The organism is Salinicola tamaricis, assembly GCF_003006155.1.
Classification (GTDB): domain Bacteria; phylum Pseudomonadota; class Gammaproteobacteria; order Pseudomonadales; family Halomonadaceae; genus Salinicola; species Salinicola tamaricis.
This window is the reverse complement of sequence record NZ_CP023559.1, coordinates 1,045,782-1,059,235: the sequence shown is the minus strand read 5'-3', so window position 1 is coordinate 1,059,235 and position 13,454 is coordinate 1,045,782. Positions and strand designations below refer to the sequence as shown.

Below are 13,454 nucleotides of genomic sequence, written 5' to 3'. Positions count from 1 at the left end.
GGCGCTGGGCGGTGCGTGCCTGCCATGGCGTTTCGCCGGTTGGCCGCGGGCGGCGCGCCGGCTCAGGTGGCCGGCGGCAGTTCGTAGATCCACACGCTGAAGCCGCCCAGGGCGTTGGGGCCGAAGGTGTGGGTGAGCGGGACGTCGGTGGCGTCGCGGCCCTGGGCGATCAGCACGCGGCCGAGGCAGGGGGCGTTGTTGCGCGGGTCGAAGGTCCACCAGCGGCCGCTGAGGTAGACCTCCATCCAGGCGGCGAAGTCCATGTTGGCGTAGGGCGGCGGCTTGCCGATGTCGCTGACATAGCCGGTGCAGTAGCGCGCGGGGATGTTCATGCAGCGGCATAGGGTGATCGCCAGGTGGGTGTAGTCGCGGCAGACGCCGAGCTGCTCGCGGTAGGCGTCGGCGGCGGTGCGGGTGGGCCGGGAGTGTTCGTAGCCGAAGGTGAGATGCTGGTGGACGAAGTCGCAGATCGCTTGCACCCGCTGCCAGCCGGTGGGGGTGTGCTGGAAGCGCTCCCAGGCGATATTGCTTAGCAGGTCGGTCTCGCAGTAGCGGCTGCCGAGCAGGTAGGGCAGCACGTCCGCCGGTAGCGCTTCCACCGGGTGCTGGGTGGCGCTGGTGTCGATCGGGTCGGGCTGGCCGTCGTCGTGGAGCACGGCGTTGGTGCCGAGGGTGAAGGTGCCGGCGGGGGCGACCAGGCGGTTGCACCAGTTGCCGAAGCCGTCGCGGTAGCTGGCGATGGGCACGCTGGGGGAGGTGGTCAGGTGGTCGGGCCCTTCGAGATGCGAAAAGCGCGAGTGGTGGACATTGAGCAGCGCAATCATCGGCGTGGGGCCGTTGAATTGGAAGATCATTTCACAGCCGAGCTGGATTCTCACGGTAGGGCCTCCGAACGAACGGGTCGATCAGACAGGGAGGCGGCCGGGGTGGTGCGTCGGTCGCCACGGGGGCGTTGCGGTCTGGCGTCGCTGACGGTCTGCCGGCCGTGCGCGTGGCGGGAGGGGGGGTGCGTGTCGTCTTGGGGGAACCGTTGCAGTATGGCTGACCGGGGGGATTCCCGCGAATGGGTGAGGGGCGGCTGGCCCGGCAAGGGGCGTGGTAGTGGCGTACCTGCTGCCTGGGCTTTGGCCTCTCTTTTCGCGCCGTTGCGTCGCGGGCGCTTTTCTTGTTGTGCTGTATGCGTATACAGTATCTGGAAGAACAAGCGGTCGGCCGCCGGGCGGTGCGTGGCGAGCGCGATGGCACAACGATGACTGGGTCGAGGTGGATGACGCGATGCAGGTGCAATATCTGGGGCCGCTGATGCTGGGGCTGGGCCACCCGGCGCTGACAGGGTATGACCTCAATAGCTTTTCGCCGAGCTGCTATGCGGTGGAGCTGGGTCCGGCGGCGGGGTGCGAGGGGCCGCTGATCGAGGGGGATGTGTTGATCGTCGATGAGGATCGCTTGCCGACCCATGAGGATCTGATCGTGGCCAAGCTGGAGGGGGAGCATCTGCTGGGACGGGTGTGGCGGATCGGTGGCCGGGTGCGGCTGATCCCGCTGCAGGGGCATGAGTCGCTGTTCGTGAGCGGTGAGGTGCTGCGCGGGGTGGTGATCAGTCAGGCGCGGCGCTATGTGTGTTGATCCGTGTGGGGCCGGCTGCGCGTTGCCTGTCGCGCGGTGCGTCGCCGCCAACGCGGGCGCCCTGGATGGCGGGCGGGGCGCCGCCGGCCGGCGGCGCCACTCTCTCGTCTAGCCATCCCGTCTAGCCATCCAGGAACGCTTTCAGATCGTCGAGATCGTTGTAGTCGTCGGAGTTGCCCTGCAGCTCGTCGATCTTGGCCGCGCGGCGCTTGTCGAGCACGCCGTCGGCGTCATGGGTCAGGTCGTAGAGCCCTCGCAGGTAGTCGACCAGGTTGTCGTAGTCTTTCTCACTGAGCTTGGCGTGGGCGTTGGGGGAGAGGGTGTACCACTTGCCCGAGCGCTTGAAGTAGATGTTGCCGTCGTCCTGCAGCCGCAGCGAGGCGACGTCGACGGTGTCGATATCGTGTTTGAAATCCCCGAAGGTGCCGGGGCTGCCGCGTTCGCCGAACAGGGTGACCCGGTCGGGGTTTTCGTCCCAGGCCGCCGGGGCGTCGGCGTCGAGGTACTGTTCGATCATCTCTAGCTTGTTATAGCGGTCGGTCTGGGCGAAGACGCTGTTCATTTCGTCGGCGCGCTGGGCGTCGTAGACGCCGTCGGGCCGGGCCAGGTCGTGGAGCCCCTTGAGGTAGTCGATGATCTCTTCGCGTGTCTCGCGGCCGGTCTTGTTGTCGCCGGCCAGCGGGTCGATCACCTGTTTCACGCCATCCTTTTCGAAGATGACGCGGCCGCCGTCGGCGAGTTCGATGGAGCCGACATCGACCCGGTCGATGTCTTCGCGGAAGTCCTTGAAGCTGCCGGGGCGGCCGTCATCGCCGAAGCGTGGCAGCCCCGAGGGGTCTGCGGCCTTGGTGGCGTCCAGGTCGGTGTCGCCCCAGGGGCGCCAGTTGTCGAGTTTGATGACGCCGTCCCGGCGCGGCATGGTGGTCTTGCCGGCCTGGTTCTGCTCCCACAGGCTTTCGCTGTCGGGGTCGCCATCCACGTGCAGGTAGGGGGCGAGCCGGTTGAGCGAGCTGCCGTGTTCGTCCGGTGTCTCCTTGAAGTGTTCCCACTCTTCGGCCTGGAAGTCGAACAGCGATTCGTCGTCCGGGGCGTCGCGGCCGCCGTACATGAAGGTGGCGTAGCGGGCGTATTCGACCTTGTCGCCCCAGTCTTCCTGGGTGACGCCGTAGCCGGCTAGGTCCTGGAAGAATTCGCCCTGTTTGTCGGTGAGTTTTGCATCTTCTTGTGGTTGATGGCTTCGGCGATCAGGGTGGCCGGCGAGCCCCAGCACGGCGCCGGCGACGCCGAGCACCGGGCCGCCACGCGGGTGCCCATGAATACGCCTGCATGACCTTGGTGCCGACGTTGCCGATGGTAGCGGCGAGGTTGCTGCCGGCGGAGGAGAACATCGAGATGGTGTTGGCCAGCGCCATGGCGCTGGCCGCCGAGCCGGCGCCGATCTGTAGCCCGGCGCCGGCCCGCTCCAGGGCGTTGTCGGCGCTCTTGAGCTTGTTGACCCCGCTGACGATATCGATCACGCCGCCGGTGACATCCAGCCCGGCGCCGCAATGAGCGAAGAAACGATTTGCCAGGTTCTTGCTGAAGTCGGCGTCGGTGTAGCGCCCGCCGATCTGCGCTTTGCCGATCGATTCGGCGACCTTGTCGATCTCGCGCTTCTGCGCATCGCTCAGGCCGTCGGTGGGGATACGGTGTTGCCGAGGGTGTTCGAGGCGTCGTGACGGCTTTGGAGATCGCCTTGCCGAGGGCGTCGGTCTTGCCCGAGCTTTGCCAGATGTCGGGGAAGTTCTCGCCCAGCAGCCCGAGCCAGTCGGTGGCGTTGATCTTGTGCAGCGGCTTGCCCTTTTCCGCGGTCTTGTTGCCGTCGCTGTCGAGGACATAGCCGTCACGGCTGAGCGGCTGACCCTCCTTGTCGATCTTCTGGCCCTGTTCGTTGTAGCGGTAGCCGGAGAGGCCTTCGGCCAGGTTCGAGCCGAAGCGCAGGAAGTCGTTGGAGAAGCTGAGCCCGGAGACCAGGTCGCACCGCGGCGAGTTTCTGATCGGAATTCATCTCGTCCCAGCCGCCGTTGGCGAGCTGGCTGCCACCGCTGATCAGGCTCATGGTGCCGGTGAGGGCGCTCAAGGTGCCGGTCGAGCTGGCACTGTGGAGGAAGGTCTTGTAGCTGCTGGCGAGTTTCTTGCTGCCGTCCGGGTTCTTGCTGGCGACATCCTGAGGTTGTCGTTGATGATGGCGTTGAAGACTTTCTCTTCTCTGCCTGGCTGACGTTGCCGCGCTGGTCGAGCGCTTCGAGCTTGTCGGTGGCCAGGTTGAACGCCTTGCAGGGCCTTGTCGCCCTCCTTGCCCAGGCCGCCGAGGGTGGCCTTGAAGTTCTTGAGGTCGTCGCCGAGCTTCTTGTAGGCGTCGTAGGATTTGTCGCCCTTGTCGAGCTGCTGCAGCACCGCGTTGATGCCGTGCTGGAAGATGTCGAGGGTGCTGCGCAGGCCGCTGCTGGCGTTCTCGGGGTCGACCGACTCGGGTTTGTCAGGTAACTGTCGAGCTGCGACGTCATCAGGTTCTGGTCGAAGGCCTGCTTGCGCTTGGCGTAGGCGTCCGGGTCCAGCGCGTTGAGCGCTTCGAAGTAGTTGTCGACCTCTGTTGCAGGCGTTCGCCGAGCTTGTCGTCGCCGCTCTCGGCGGCCTTGTGCTGGGTGGCGATGACGTAGGCTTCGAAGTCCAGGTTGGGCGTCTTCGAGTCGGGTTCGAACAGCGCCTTTTCCATCTTCTCGGTCAGCGCGCGGCGCTTGTCGTCGGGGAGCTTGTCGAGGGCGCCATCGAGGGCGTCGTCGTAGCGCTTGGCGATGCTCTCTTCTGCATCAGCCCGCTGATCTGCTCGGCCAGCTTTTCGTCGTCGACGATATCCTTGACGTCGTCGCTGTTCAGGTGGGTGGGTTTCTCCTGGGCGTCGCGGTAGGTCGATTTGCTGGATTCGATCAGCTCCACGTAGCCGAAGAGGTCGTAGCCATGATCCACGGCGCCCTGGGCGTCCATGAGGTCGACGAGCTTGGCTTCGTCCGAGTCTTCGGCGAGCTTGCCCGATTTGACGTCGTCGCGGATGCCCTGGATGAAGTCTTCGGCGGCCTTCTCGCCGACCGTCTGGTCCTTGTCGATCTTCGTCTGCATCACGCCATCGCCGGTGAAATCGGGGATGTCGTAGGTGTCGCGGATCTCCTCGGCGCTCATCCCTTCGGTCTCGGGCTTGGCGTCGATATTGGCCTTGGCGTCGCTGGCGGCATCCTGCGTGGCGTCGCTGGCCTTGCGTTCGAGGGCGTCGTGAATGGCCTCCAACCAGCGGGCGCTGCCTGGCGCAAAGGGGGTGTCGGCGGGGTCGATCGAGGACTTGTCTGAGACGGGCGTGGGCATGGCGGGGTTCCGGCTGTTGCGGTGACTATTGCTGTTGTCACTCCAGTGTCATTTTCTTCTGTCTCGATCAACTGATAACCGGTAACGAATTGCAGCGTTTTGAGGGGAAAGGGTGTCGTCGGTGCGCTTGTGGTGCGACCTCGCCGCCGCGGGGGCGGCGGGGTCGGTGACGTCGCTCTCAGCCGCAGAGCGCTTCGCAGGGGGTGCCGTCGCCGTCGCCATCCAGGCGCGCGTTGCCGCACTGGGTCAGGTGGTAGCGGGCTTCTTCGCAGGAGCGCATCTTGCTGCAGGTCTTGCGCGGGGTGCAGCTAAAGGCGGCCGCCGCTGCGCGATCGGGGTCGAGCGGGCTCGAATCCCGGCCCTTCGTCCAGGCCGGCGCCTCGGCGCTGCTGCGATCTGCTGTCTTCTCTTCGTTCTTCCCTTCGCCCTTCTCTACGGCCTTCTCTACGGTCTTCTCTTCAGTCTTTCCCTCGCGCTGGCCGTTTGAAGTATCGCCTTCGACATAGGGGTTGCCGCTGCCCTGAATCCTGGCGATGCGGCGGTTGCGTTCGCGCTCCCAGGCGCTCACCGGGTCGGCCTTGGCCCAGGCCTGGAAGAGCTGCTGCTGTTGCCGCCCGATCTGGATGCCGTAGGTGTCGCGCATGTACCAGTAGGTGCGGGCGATATCGCCGCGCACCGCCGCGCACCGCCGCCGGCGGTTCGAAGGTGCGCTCGGGGAAGTCGACCTTGGCCGGGCACTGGCCGTACTGGTAGGCGTCGGCGCTGGTGGCCATGCCGTAGCGCATGTTGGAGCGGTCGCCGTTCACTTCGCCCACCGAAGGCACCAGGTTGACCAGGTCGGCCTCGGCCTGACGAAACACCGGGTCGTTGGCGCGGCAGTGGCGGCGCCCGCCTTCTTGCCAGCACTGGCGCTGCCGGCCGAAGTCGTAGGCGGGCATGACGTGCTCCCACTCGATGCGCGCGGCGCGCTTGGGTTGCTTGCGAATCCGGTAGCCGCAGCTGGCGAGGTCCGGGCCTTTGTCGAAACGAGGTGCAGCCGCAGTAGAAGGTGCGGTCCTGGTCGACGACGTAGATCTCGTTTTCCGCCAGGCGCTTGGCGGCGGAGAGAAGGAGCTGGGCGGCGCGGCCAGCGCCGGCGGGGTGGCCAGGGTGGCCAGGTGGTCAGGATCGTCAGTAGGCAGAGCGCGACCAGGGCATGGGAGAGGCGGACAACGAGAGGGGGTAGAGCGAAAACAGCGCGCATGCTTGATTAGAACCAATTGATTTAGCGAGCGCGCATTGTAGAGGTCTGGCCGCGGTGGTGCATGCCGGGGTGGGGCGGGGGATGCGATAACGCGGGCGGCGGTGGGTCAAAGCGCCCGCGGTGTCGTGTCGGGGTGTCACGTAGCGGCCTGTGTCCGAGGGGCAACAAAAACGGTCAGGGATGGCCGCCTGGCGCGCCTATGCTAAGAGACGTCGCCGATCATCCTTCGGCAGCCAGGGGCCTTCGCCATGAAAATACCGTTAGGTGAGTTTATCGGCAGTGTGAAAGAGGAGCTGCGACACGCGCAATCGGATGACGATCCCTTCTATGAGCTGACGGATGTCGAGCTGGAGGTCGCCTTTGCGATGACCAGTGAGGCAGGGGGCGGGTTCAAGGCGGTGGTGTTCGATGTCAGCGGGAAGGCGTCGGAGACCGCGACCCACCGCGTCCGACTGAGGCTGTCGCCGTTGCCCGTGGGGCCCTCGGGGGGGCCAAGAGAGGGGGCGGCGTGGGGCTCGGAGCTGCAAGGCGCCAGAGAGCGACTGGTGGGCGCCTTGAAGCAGACGGAGGCGATGACAGCCTACGGCGGCAACGCGCCCCTGGAGGAGTACCAGGAGGATCTGCGCAAAGTGCTGGAGACCGTGGATGAGGAGCTGAAAAGACGTACGACCGGGCCCAAATATCGGGCAAGGGGCAAGTGATCGCTGTCGGGGCCGGCCGAGAGAGAAGGCGTCTGGCTGGTCGTGTCACCCCCCGCGCAGCTCGCAACTGAGCTGGGTGAGGTAGCCGTTGTCGTTGAGGCTTTCGGTGGTCTGGGTGACCAGCCAGGCGCGTTCGTCGATCCCGGCCTTGAAGCCGCGCAGGGTGAGCGGGGTCTCGGGGCTGAGGTCGGCGCGGCCGTGGGCCAGGGTGAGGTCGAGACTGGCCTGGCCGCGCTGCAGACGGCGCCATTCGGCCTCGGCGGCGTGGCGGGCGTCGGCGGCGCTGGCGTAGGTGTCGCGCAGGGTCTTGGGCTTGGCCTCACTGCCGACCTGAACCGCCTGACGCTCGGCCCCGGCGGTGTCGTTCCAGTGCGCGATCACCCCGGTGTGGTCGTCGCGGTCGCTCTGGGTGAAGCGGTGGCGGTCGCCGTCGCGGCGGGTGAGGACGACGCCGGGCAGGGCCAGGCCGCTGGCGCTGAGCCCTTCGCCGGCGCGGGTGAAGAGCAGGTGGCCGGCCTTGATCGTGGCGATGGCGTCGAAGCGCTGGCCGAGCCGGGTGAGGAAGTTGAGGTCGGATTCGTCGGTCTGGTCGATATGTTCCAGGCGGATGCCGGCGAGGGTGTCGCCGACCACCGGGGTGAGGTCGTGGCGCGCGGCGAGGGTCTCGATCAGCTGGGCGAGGGTGAGATCGTGCCAGGATTGCGAGCGCTTGCCGGGGAGCTGCTGGCGCAGGTTGGCGGCGCGGGCGCGCAGCTGGAGACGGTCCGGGGCGCCGCTGTGTTCGACTTCGTCGACGATGAAGGTGCCGCGGCTGGCCAGGCCGCTGGCGTGCCAGCCGAGGGCGAGTTCGAGGGTGGCGCCGTGGGGCGGCAGCGCCAGGCGGCCGTCGTGGTCGGCGAGGGTGAGGGTGAGCTGGTCGGCGTCGCCGCCACGCTGGCGGGTGAGGCTAAGGGCGATCAGCCGGCCATTGACCCGCGGGGTGATGTCTTCGCCGCCCAGGCTGAGGCGGTAGTCGGGGCGCGCGGTGCCGAGGCCGGGCGGGCCGAGGCGCGGGTCGCCGCTGCGTGGGGCGCTCATGCGTAGGCTCCGCTGAAGCGCGAGAGGCTCTCGGCGGTGAGGCTGCCGAGCAGGTCGAGGCGGGTGTCGTCGACCCGTTCCAGGCTGAGGCTGAAGTCGAGCTTGCCGGCGGCGCCGTCGCGGTGGAACTGGCTGGCGGTCTCGTCCACCTGGGTGATCACCCACAGGCCGTACTGGCGCCCGGTGCCTTCGATCAGCGGCCAGGCGTCGCCTTGGCTTGCCATCTGGCGCAGGGCGTCGAGCTCGAGACGCCCACCGGTGAACGCCGGCAGCAGGGTGCCGCTGAGGGTCAAGGTGTCGCTGCCCGGGCCGAGATATTGATAGGCCGGGCGGGCGCCGACCCGGGATTGGGCGGCGTGGCGCCAGGCGCTATTGCGCTGCAACTGCTGGTAGGGCACCGAGCGCGTTTCAAAGACGAACATACCGAGGGCCATGAGCATGGTGCTCTCCTGTGATCTGGTGGGGCCGCTTAATCCCGATCCCACATCGATGAACGTTGATACGCGGCCCGCTCTCGCTGCGCCTGCTCGAGGGCGCGCTGCACCTCTTGGGCGACCTGGCGTGCCAGGGCGTTTTCGTCCATGCCGGGGGCGGCGTGGATATGGATGTCGCCGATCTGGACGCGGTTGTCGCTGGCCGGGGGCGGGCCGCCGGCGGTGAGCGGGGCGCGGGTATCCAGGGTGATCGGGGTCGGCCCCAGCAGCGCGAGTTCGGGCGCGAACGGTGGCTGCGCGCTGGCGGGGACGGCGGCGGCGGCCAGGGTGAGCCCGGCGCCGGCGCGGACGACGTCGCGGGCGATGGCGACCATGCGCTGGATGGGCTCGTCGCGCTGGCGCTCGATCCCCAGCGTCAGGCCGTCCACGGTATACCCGCCGAGCTTGGCGAACTCGCGGGAGGGCGACTGGATACCGAGGCGTTCTTTGAAGCTCTGGAGGGCGCTCTGGGCCAGGCTGCTGGCGCCTTCGACCACGTAGTTCTTGCCCGCTGCCAGCCGATCGCCGACGGCGCGGGCGCCTTCGCTCGCTTTCTCCTTGAGCGATTTCAGGCCGTCGCCGGCGTCGCTGGCCAGCGAGGTGACGCGATCGGCGGCCTTGCCCGCCATCTCTTTGCCGCTGCCCCAGAGGTTGCCGGGCAGCGACTTCAGATAGTCGATGGCGGCGTCCCACTTCTCCTTGAGCTGCCCCATCAGGTCCCAGTCGGTGACCAGTTTGACGACCGCGTCGATGGCGCGGCCGGGGGCCGTCTCGAACCAGTTCCAGAGCTCGGTGATGCCTTTCCAGGCGCTCTTGAGGCCGTTGACGATGGCGTCCGAGAGGGTGCTCATGCTGGCCGGCACCTCGATACCGAGCTTGTCGAGGGTGGCAACGATGCCCTGATAGATCAGCCCCAGCGGCGACCAGTTGGCGAGCAGCTGCATGACGCTGCCGATGCCGCCGGCGAAGGCGTCCTTGACCTGCTGCCAGCGCTGGCTGAACCACTCGCTGATCGCGCCCCAGTGGCGGTAGATCTGGTAGGCGGCGACGCCGAGGGCGGCGACCGCGGCGACGATGGCGAGGATCGTCAGGCTGGCGGGGTTGAGCCCGAGCAGGGTGAGCACGCCGCTGAGCGCGGTGAGCGGGGCGAGCACGGCGCCGATGCCGCTGGCGAGCAGGCCAAGGGTGGCGAGCATGCCGCCGAGCACGCCGAGGAACTGGGTCAGCAGGGTGGTCAGTTCGGGGTTGTCGTCGATCCAGCCGGCGATGCCGCGGGTGATCGCGGTGATGGCCTTGACCAGGTCGCGCAGGGCGCCGTCGTTGGCGGTGGCGAAGGCGATGCTGGTCTCTTCCCAGGTCGCATGCAGGTGGTCGAGGTCGCCGCTCAGGTCGTCCACCTCGCGGCGGGCGGCGCGCAGGTTTGTGCCGCTGAGATCGGGTACGCGGGCAGCGGCCGGCGTGACGATGTTCGGTGCGGCGTTGGCCACCGCGGGCACGCCGGCGGCCCGTGCCGGGGCGCTGACCTGGCGCGCGGCGCTGAGGCGTTCGGCATGGGGGCCACCGATCTGGGCGCCACCCGTCACGGCTACGCCGGTATCGGGGCCACCGGTATTGGCGCCGCTGGCGCGGCGTCTGCTGGCACTGAGCACATCGGCGAAGCGGGCCATGGCGCCCTGTTCGGCGAGGTCGACCCCGGCCTGGCGGGCCAGCGCGCTGGTGCGGATCACGCTCGCGACCAGCTCACGGCCGTTGGCCTGGGCGAGCCGCACCATCTCGCCGAGGGAGGCCTGGATCGCCGCCGGGCTGACCTGGCGCTCGAGCAGCGCGGCCTGGGCCGCGGCGATCTGGGTAGCGCCGAAGCCGGATTGGGTGCCGAGCTCGCGGGCCTGCTGGGCCAGTGCCTGGGCGCGCGGGTCGTCCCGGGTGAAGCCGCCGGCGCGGCGCACGTGGCGCTGCTCGCGCTGGAAGGCCAGGGCGGGGCCGAGCAGGGTCTTGGCGCCCTGGATCAGGCTGTCGAACCCGAGCCCGCCGCTGGGCAGCTCGGCGGGCTGCGGTCTCGGGCGAGCACGCGCCGCGGTCGTCGCCGCAGTTGTCGTAGTCGTCGTAGTCGCCTCGAGAGACGGCGCGGAGCTTGCCGTGGGCGCCGGCGGCGGTAGCGCGCGTCTGGCCTGGGCGACCCGGGCCGCCGCCGGCGGCAGTACCGGGGCGGCGGCGGGGGCTGGCAGCAGGCGCTGCTGGCGCACCATCGTCTGGCGCAGCTGATCGAGGGCGTCGCGCAGGCGGGCGCTATCCCGCCAGGTGTGGTCAGCGACGGCGGTATCGGCGCCGACGGTACGGGCCGCCGGGCGGGTGAGCCGGGGCTGCTCGCGGCGCAGGCGCGTCAGCGGGGCGGTGAGCTTAGCGACGCTGGTGAGCAGCGCCGGGAGGGGGAGGTTGCGCGCCATGGGGGGCCTCGTTCATTGAGCGTTGGCGGGCGCGCTCGCGCCATTCCATCAGTTCGCGCAGGCTGAAGTCTGCGCAGTCCGTGGGGGTCCAGTGGAAGACGATGGCCAGGTCGGCCATCGCATCCTCCACCTGGGCCGGCAGCGCGATCTCGGCGGCGCCGCGGGGTGTCAGGCGGTTTCGCCCCGCGCCCGCTTCGAGAGCAAAAAACCGGCGATGTCGCTGCCGCACTGGACCAGGTCGGCCGGGTCCATCTGGCGCGCTTCGTGCTCGGTCAGGCTGGGCTGGGAGAGCCGCGGGATCAGCTTGATCAGGGCGTCGGTCTGCATCTGCAGCACGTCGGCCAGGTTGACCCCGCGCAGCTCGCCGGCGCTCGGCTTGCGCAGCACGATCTCGTCGATGCGCTGCTCGCCGCGCACGATCGGCGTGTCCAGGGCGATGGTGACGCGGGTGCCGTCGGCGGCAGTCTTGTCAGCGGCCGTCTTGGCGGCGGTATCAGCGTTCTGGGCTTGGCTCATGGGTGTCTCTCGGTGGTGATCGTGGGTGACCGTGGGTGATCGGGGTGACGCGGCGCGCGGGCGACGTCAGCGGCGGGGAGGCCACCGCTGACGGGGGCGCGGCTTAGATACCCAGCGCCTGGCGGCGGCGGGCCAGGCGGTCGTCGCCGTTGACCTTGAACACGTAGTTGGGCAGGTCGATCTCGATCTTGGTCACCCCGCCGATCACCAGCTTGTAGTAGCTCAGGGTGCTGGTGATCTTGTGCTCGGTGTTCTCGCCATCCTGGGCGTCGCCGAAATCGATCTCGGTATGGCGGCCGCGCATCACCACCTCCACCGCGACCACTTCGTCGGTGTCGTCACGCTCGTAGCTGCCGGTCATGCGCAGCAGGTCGGCGTCGAGGCGCGAGGCGCCGAAGTTGTCGAAGATCGACTCGACCAGGCCGCCCACCGTCCACTGGCAGGTCATCAGGCCATCCATGCCCATGTCGATGCCGACGCTGCCGTCCATGCCGCCGCCGCGCCACTCTTCGATCTTGCGCGTGAGCGTGGGCAGGGTGACGGACTGGATCTGGCCCTGGTAGTTGTCGCCGTTGCCGAACAGGTTCAGCGCTTTGAGTTTCTTGGGAAGTGCCATCGATCAATGCTCCTCAGGGGTCTCGGGGCCGAACCGGCGCTCAGGCGCTGGCCGCGACGCGGCTGGCGAAATCGGCGAGATAGGTGTCGGTGATGCGCTGCTGGAAGCCGAGATCCTCGAGCGGCGGCACCGGGGTGTCGTAATCGATGCGCAGCTTGCCGGCCTTGAGGCTCTCGCGGGTGTTGAGCGATTCGTTGAGCCAGGCGCGGCCATCGATGATCAGCCCCAGCGCCTTGAGCTCGGCGAACTTGGCGTTGATGCCTTCGATGATGTCGCGGGCCAGCGAGGCGTGCAGCGGCTTGTCCACCGCCCACAGATGCGCCTCGGCGATGTGTCGGCGAGGATCTGGGCGGTGCGGGTGTAGTTCTCGAACGGGAACAGCGACTGCGGACCGGCGCAGGTGCGTGAGCCCCAGAAGCGGAAGCCGCCCTGGTTGACCAGGGTGGTGACATCGGCGGCGTTGAGCAGGCCGGCATCGGTGGCGGCGGACTGCAGATCCCAGAAGACGTCGCGGTCGATCCCGGTGACGCCGTTGACGACCACGTTGGAGAGCGTCTTGTGCCAGCCGATCTCCTGGTCGAGCTTGGCGCGCAGGCCCAGCGCCACGGCCACCGGGCTGCGCGGAGCAGTGGCGGCGGTATCGGCATCGAACGCCTCGAAGCGCGGCCAGATCAGCATCAGCTCGCGGGCGCCGAACTGGTCGCGGTAGGCGGTGGCGTCGGTCAGCGTCTCGCAGTCGTGGGCGTAGGCGTAGCCGAAGGCGCGCAGCGCCTGCAGCACCGGCACCAGGGCGGTGGTCACTTCCGGGGTATCGAGTTCCGGGCAGCCGATCAGGCGCGGGGTCACGCCGAGCTTCTGCTTGGCGGTCATCAGCGCCTGCAGGCCGGTGCGCTGGCCGCTGTCGGTGGTGGTGCCGATCACGTTGGCGCTGGTTTCGGTGGCATCTGCGCCTTCGGCAACGCGCACCACGACCACGATCGGCCGCGCCTGTTCGGCGATGGCGCTGAGGGCACCTTTCAAGGTACCGCTGCTGCCGGCCTGGCCGATGGCGGTGGCGATATCGGTGACCAGCGCCGGGCGGTCGAGGGGGAAGGCGGTCGCATCGGCGTCGGCGGCGGTGGCGACGATGCCGATCACCGCGGTGGAGATCGTGCGCAGGGTGCGGGTGCCGTCGTTGACTTCCGAGACGCGCACGCCGTGATGGTATTGGTCGAGTGCCATGAGGGGGTCCTGATCAGGGTAACGGGGCTGTCAGGGGCTCATGGTGTGGGGGATGGTCGTCTGGGGCGAGCGGGTGGCGGTGTAGAATCTATAAGGACAGCTATTATTTGGCGCTGCCCGTGGTGTCTCCCAATTCAAGAG

19 protein-coding genes and 1 pseudogene are annotated in these 13,454 nt (G+C 68.3%); 5 read left to right on the top strand and 15 right to left on the bottom strand.

All coding sequences use genetic code 11. The features are described from left to right. Positions 1–62: 62 nt before the first annotated feature. Complete coding sequence (locus tag CN538_RS04815; protein ID WP_106418732.1) at positions 63–878, bottom strand: transglutaminase-like domain-containing protein; 816 nt, start codon at positions 876–878, stop codon at positions 63–65. Positions 879–1,275: 397 nt separating this feature from the next. On the opposite strand from CN538_RS04815, the gene CN538_RS04810 reads away from it, so the two are divergent. Beyond that, a complete protein-coding gene (locus CN538_RS04810) occupies positions 1,276–1,626 on the top strand; it encodes a LexA family protein (RefSeq protein ID WP_129591299.1) in 351 nt (116 codons plus the stop codon). Positions 1,627–1,747: 121 nt separating this feature from the next. On the opposite strand, the gene CN538_RS04805 is transcribed toward CN538_RS04810, so the two are convergent. After that, entirely contained in the window at positions 1,748–2,917 is a 1,170-nt protein-coding gene (locus CN538_RS04805) for a hypothetical protein (protein WP_106418730.1), read from the bottom strand. Beyond that, positions 2,871–3,143: a hypothetical protein gene (locus CN538_RS04800; RefSeq protein WP_106418729.1), complete on the bottom strand. Its 273-nt coding sequence runs from the start codon at positions 3,141–3,143 to the stop codon at positions 2,871–2,873. Before CN538_RS04800 ends, CN538_RS04805 begins: the two co-directional genes overlap by 47 nt. A 30-nt stretch (positions 3,144–3,173) precedes the next feature. On the opposite strand from CN538_RS04800, the gene CN538_RS20230 reads away from it, so the two are divergent. From CN538_RS20230 to CN538_RS04790, 3 genes are all read left to right on the top strand, one after another. After that, complete coding sequence (locus CN538_RS20230) at positions 3,174–3,344, top strand: hypothetical protein (protein WP_164999515.1); 171 nt, start codon at positions 3,174–3,176, stop codon at positions 3,342–3,344. A gap of 269 nt (positions 3,345–3,613) precedes the next feature. Continuing rightward, positions 3,614–3,886, top strand: a complete 273-nt coding sequence (locus tag CN538_RS04795; RefSeq protein WP_106418728.1) for a hypothetical protein — start codon at positions 3,614–3,616, stop codon at positions 3,884–3,886. A gap of 35 nt (positions 3,887–3,921) precedes the next feature. Continuing rightward, on the top strand, positions 3,922–4,152 hold the full coding sequence (locus CN538_RS04790) for a hypothetical protein (RefSeq protein WP_106418727.1): 231 nt from the start codon (positions 3,922–3,924) through the stop codon (positions 4,150–4,152). A 19-nt stretch (positions 4,153–4,171) separates the two neighbouring features. On the opposite strand, the gene CN538_RS04785 is transcribed toward CN538_RS04790, so the two are convergent. The 4 genes and pseudogenes from CN538_RS04785 to CN538_RS22020 all read right to left on the bottom strand — a co-directional run. After that, positions 4,172–4,381, bottom strand: a complete 210-nt coding sequence (locus CN538_RS04785; protein ID WP_106418726.1) for a hypothetical protein — start codon at positions 4,379–4,381, stop codon at positions 4,172–4,174. An 8-nt stretch (positions 4,382–4,389) separates the two neighbouring features. Continuing rightward, the gene (locus CN538_RS04780) at positions 4,390–5,022 is read right to left on the bottom strand and encodes a hypothetical protein (protein WP_106418725.1); all 633 of its coding nucleotides are present in this window, start codon (positions 5,020–5,022) and stop codon (positions 4,390–4,392) included. Between the two features lie 178 nt (positions 5,023–5,200). Beyond that, on the bottom strand, positions 5,201–5,698 hold the full coding sequence (locus CN538_RS24095; protein WP_277985097.1) for an endonuclease: 498 nt from the start codon (positions 5,696–5,698) through the stop codon (positions 5,201–5,203). 73 nt (positions 5,699–5,771) lie between these two features. Then, positions 5,772–6,281 (bottom strand): annotated as a pseudogene (locus tag CN538_RS22020) (endonuclease); the annotation flags it as partial. 232 nt (positions 6,282–6,513) lie between these two features. Here CN538_RS22020 and CN538_RS04765 point away from each other — a divergent pair. Further along, positions 6,514–6,966, top strand: a complete 453-nt coding sequence (locus CN538_RS04765) for a trypco2 family protein (RefSeq protein WP_106418724.1) — start codon at positions 6,514–6,516, stop codon at positions 6,964–6,966. A 45-nt stretch (positions 6,967–7,011) separates the two neighbouring features. On the opposite strand, the gene CN538_RS04760 is transcribed toward CN538_RS04765, so the two are convergent. The 8 genes from CN538_RS04760 to CN538_RS04730 form a co-directional block, all read right to left on the bottom strand. Continuing rightward, a complete protein-coding gene (locus CN538_RS04760; RefSeq protein WP_106418723.1) occupies positions 7,012–8,043 on the bottom strand; it encodes a contractile injection system protein, VgrG/Pvc8 family in 1,032 nt (343 codons plus the stop codon). Further along, positions 8,040–8,483: a phage tail protein gene (locus CN538_RS04755; RefSeq protein ID WP_106418722.1), complete on the bottom strand. Its 444-nt coding sequence runs from the start codon at positions 8,481–8,483 to the stop codon at positions 8,040–8,042. Before CN538_RS04755 ends, CN538_RS04760 begins: the two co-directional genes overlap by 4 nt. Before the next feature lie 29 nt (positions 8,484–8,512). Next, a complete protein-coding gene (locus CN538_RS04750) occupies positions 8,513–10,960 on the bottom strand; it encodes a phage tail tape measure protein (protein ID WP_106418721.1) in 2,448 nt (815 codons plus the stop codon). Further along, positions 10,914–11,078, bottom strand: coding sequence for a GpE family phage tail protein (locus CN538_RS25955; RefSeq protein WP_106418720.1), 165 nt, complete (start codon positions 11,076–11,078; stop codon positions 10,914–10,916). Before CN538_RS25955 ends, CN538_RS04750 begins: the two co-directional genes overlap by 47 nt. A gap of 50 nt (positions 11,079–11,128) precedes the next feature. Next, positions 11,129–11,476 (bottom strand): phage tail assembly protein, encoded by a 348-nt coding sequence (locus tag CN538_RS04740; RefSeq protein ID WP_106418719.1) that lies wholly within the window; start codon positions 11,474–11,476, stop codon positions 11,129–11,131. A 103-nt stretch (positions 11,477–11,579) separates the two neighbouring features. Beyond that, positions 11,580–12,092, bottom strand: coding sequence for a phage major tail tube protein (locus CN538_RS04735; protein WP_106418718.1), 513 nt, complete (start codon positions 12,090–12,092; stop codon positions 11,580–11,582). Positions 12,093–12,132: 40 nt separating this feature from the next. After that, positions 12,133–12,399 carry a phage tail sheath C-terminal domain-containing protein gene (locus CN538_RS26660; protein ID WP_479725163.1) on the bottom strand — a complete coding sequence of 89 codons (267 nt, stop codon included), beginning with the start codon at positions 12,397–12,399 and terminating at the stop codon, positions 12,133–12,135. Next, positions 12,312–13,313 (bottom strand): phage tail sheath subtilisin-like domain-containing protein, encoded by a 1,002-nt coding sequence (locus CN538_RS04730; protein WP_479725162.1) that lies wholly within the window; start codon positions 13,311–13,313, stop codon positions 12,312–12,314. The genes CN538_RS26660 and CN538_RS04730 overlap by 88 nt, the downstream gene beginning before the upstream one ends. Between the last annotated feature and the right edge of the window lie 141 nt (positions 13,314–13,454).

Excerpts from the sequence above, each read along its gene's own strand:
- CN538_RS04810 (WP_129591299.1), top strand. The coding sequence starts at position 1,276 with ATGCAGGTGCAATATCTGGGGCCGCTGATGCTGGGGCTGGGCCACCCG.
- CN538_RS20230 (WP_164999515.1), top strand. The coding sequence starts at position 3,174 with ATGAGCGAAGAAACGATTTGCCAGGTTCTTGCTGAAGTCGGCGTCGGT.
- CN538_RS04785 (WP_106418726.1), bottom strand. The coding sequence starts at position 4,381 with ATGGAAAAGGCGCTGTTCGAACCCGACTCGAAGACGCCCAACCTGGAC.
- CN538_RS04780 (WP_106418725.1), bottom strand. The coding sequence starts at position 5,022 with ATGCCCACGCCCGTCTCAGACAAGTCCTCGATCGACCCCGCCGACACC.
- CN538_RS04765 (WP_106418724.1), top strand. The coding sequence starts at position 6,514 with ATGAAAATACCGTTAGGTGAGTTTATCGGCAGTGTGAAAGAGGAGCTG.
- CN538_RS04760 (WP_106418723.1), bottom strand. The coding sequence starts at position 8,043 with ATGAGCGCCCCACGCAGCGGCGACCCGCGCCTCGGCCCGCCCGGCCTC.
- CN538_RS04755 (WP_106418722.1), bottom strand. The coding sequence starts at position 8,483 with ATGCTCATGGCCCTCGGTATGTTCGTCTTTGAAACGCGCTCGGTGCCC.
- CN538_RS04750 (WP_106418721.1), bottom strand. The coding sequence starts at position 10,960 with ATGGCGCGCAACCTCCCCCTCCCGGCGCTGCTCACCAGCGTCGCTAAG.
- CN538_RS25955 (WP_106418720.1), bottom strand. The coding sequence starts at position 11,078 with ATGGCCGACCTGGCCATCGTCTTCCACTGGACCCCCACGGACTGCGCA.
- CN538_RS04740 (WP_106418719.1), bottom strand. The coding sequence starts at position 11,476 with ATGAGCCAAGCCCAGAACGCTGATACCGCCGCCAAGACGGCCGCTGAC.
- CN538_RS04735 (WP_106418718.1), bottom strand. The coding sequence starts at position 12,092 with ATGGCACTTCCCAAGAAACTCAAAGCGCTGAACCTGTTCGGCAACGGC.
- CN538_RS04730 (WP_479725162.1), bottom strand. The coding sequence starts at position 13,313 with ATGGCACTCGACCAATACCATCACGGCGTGCGCGTCTCGGAAGTCAAC.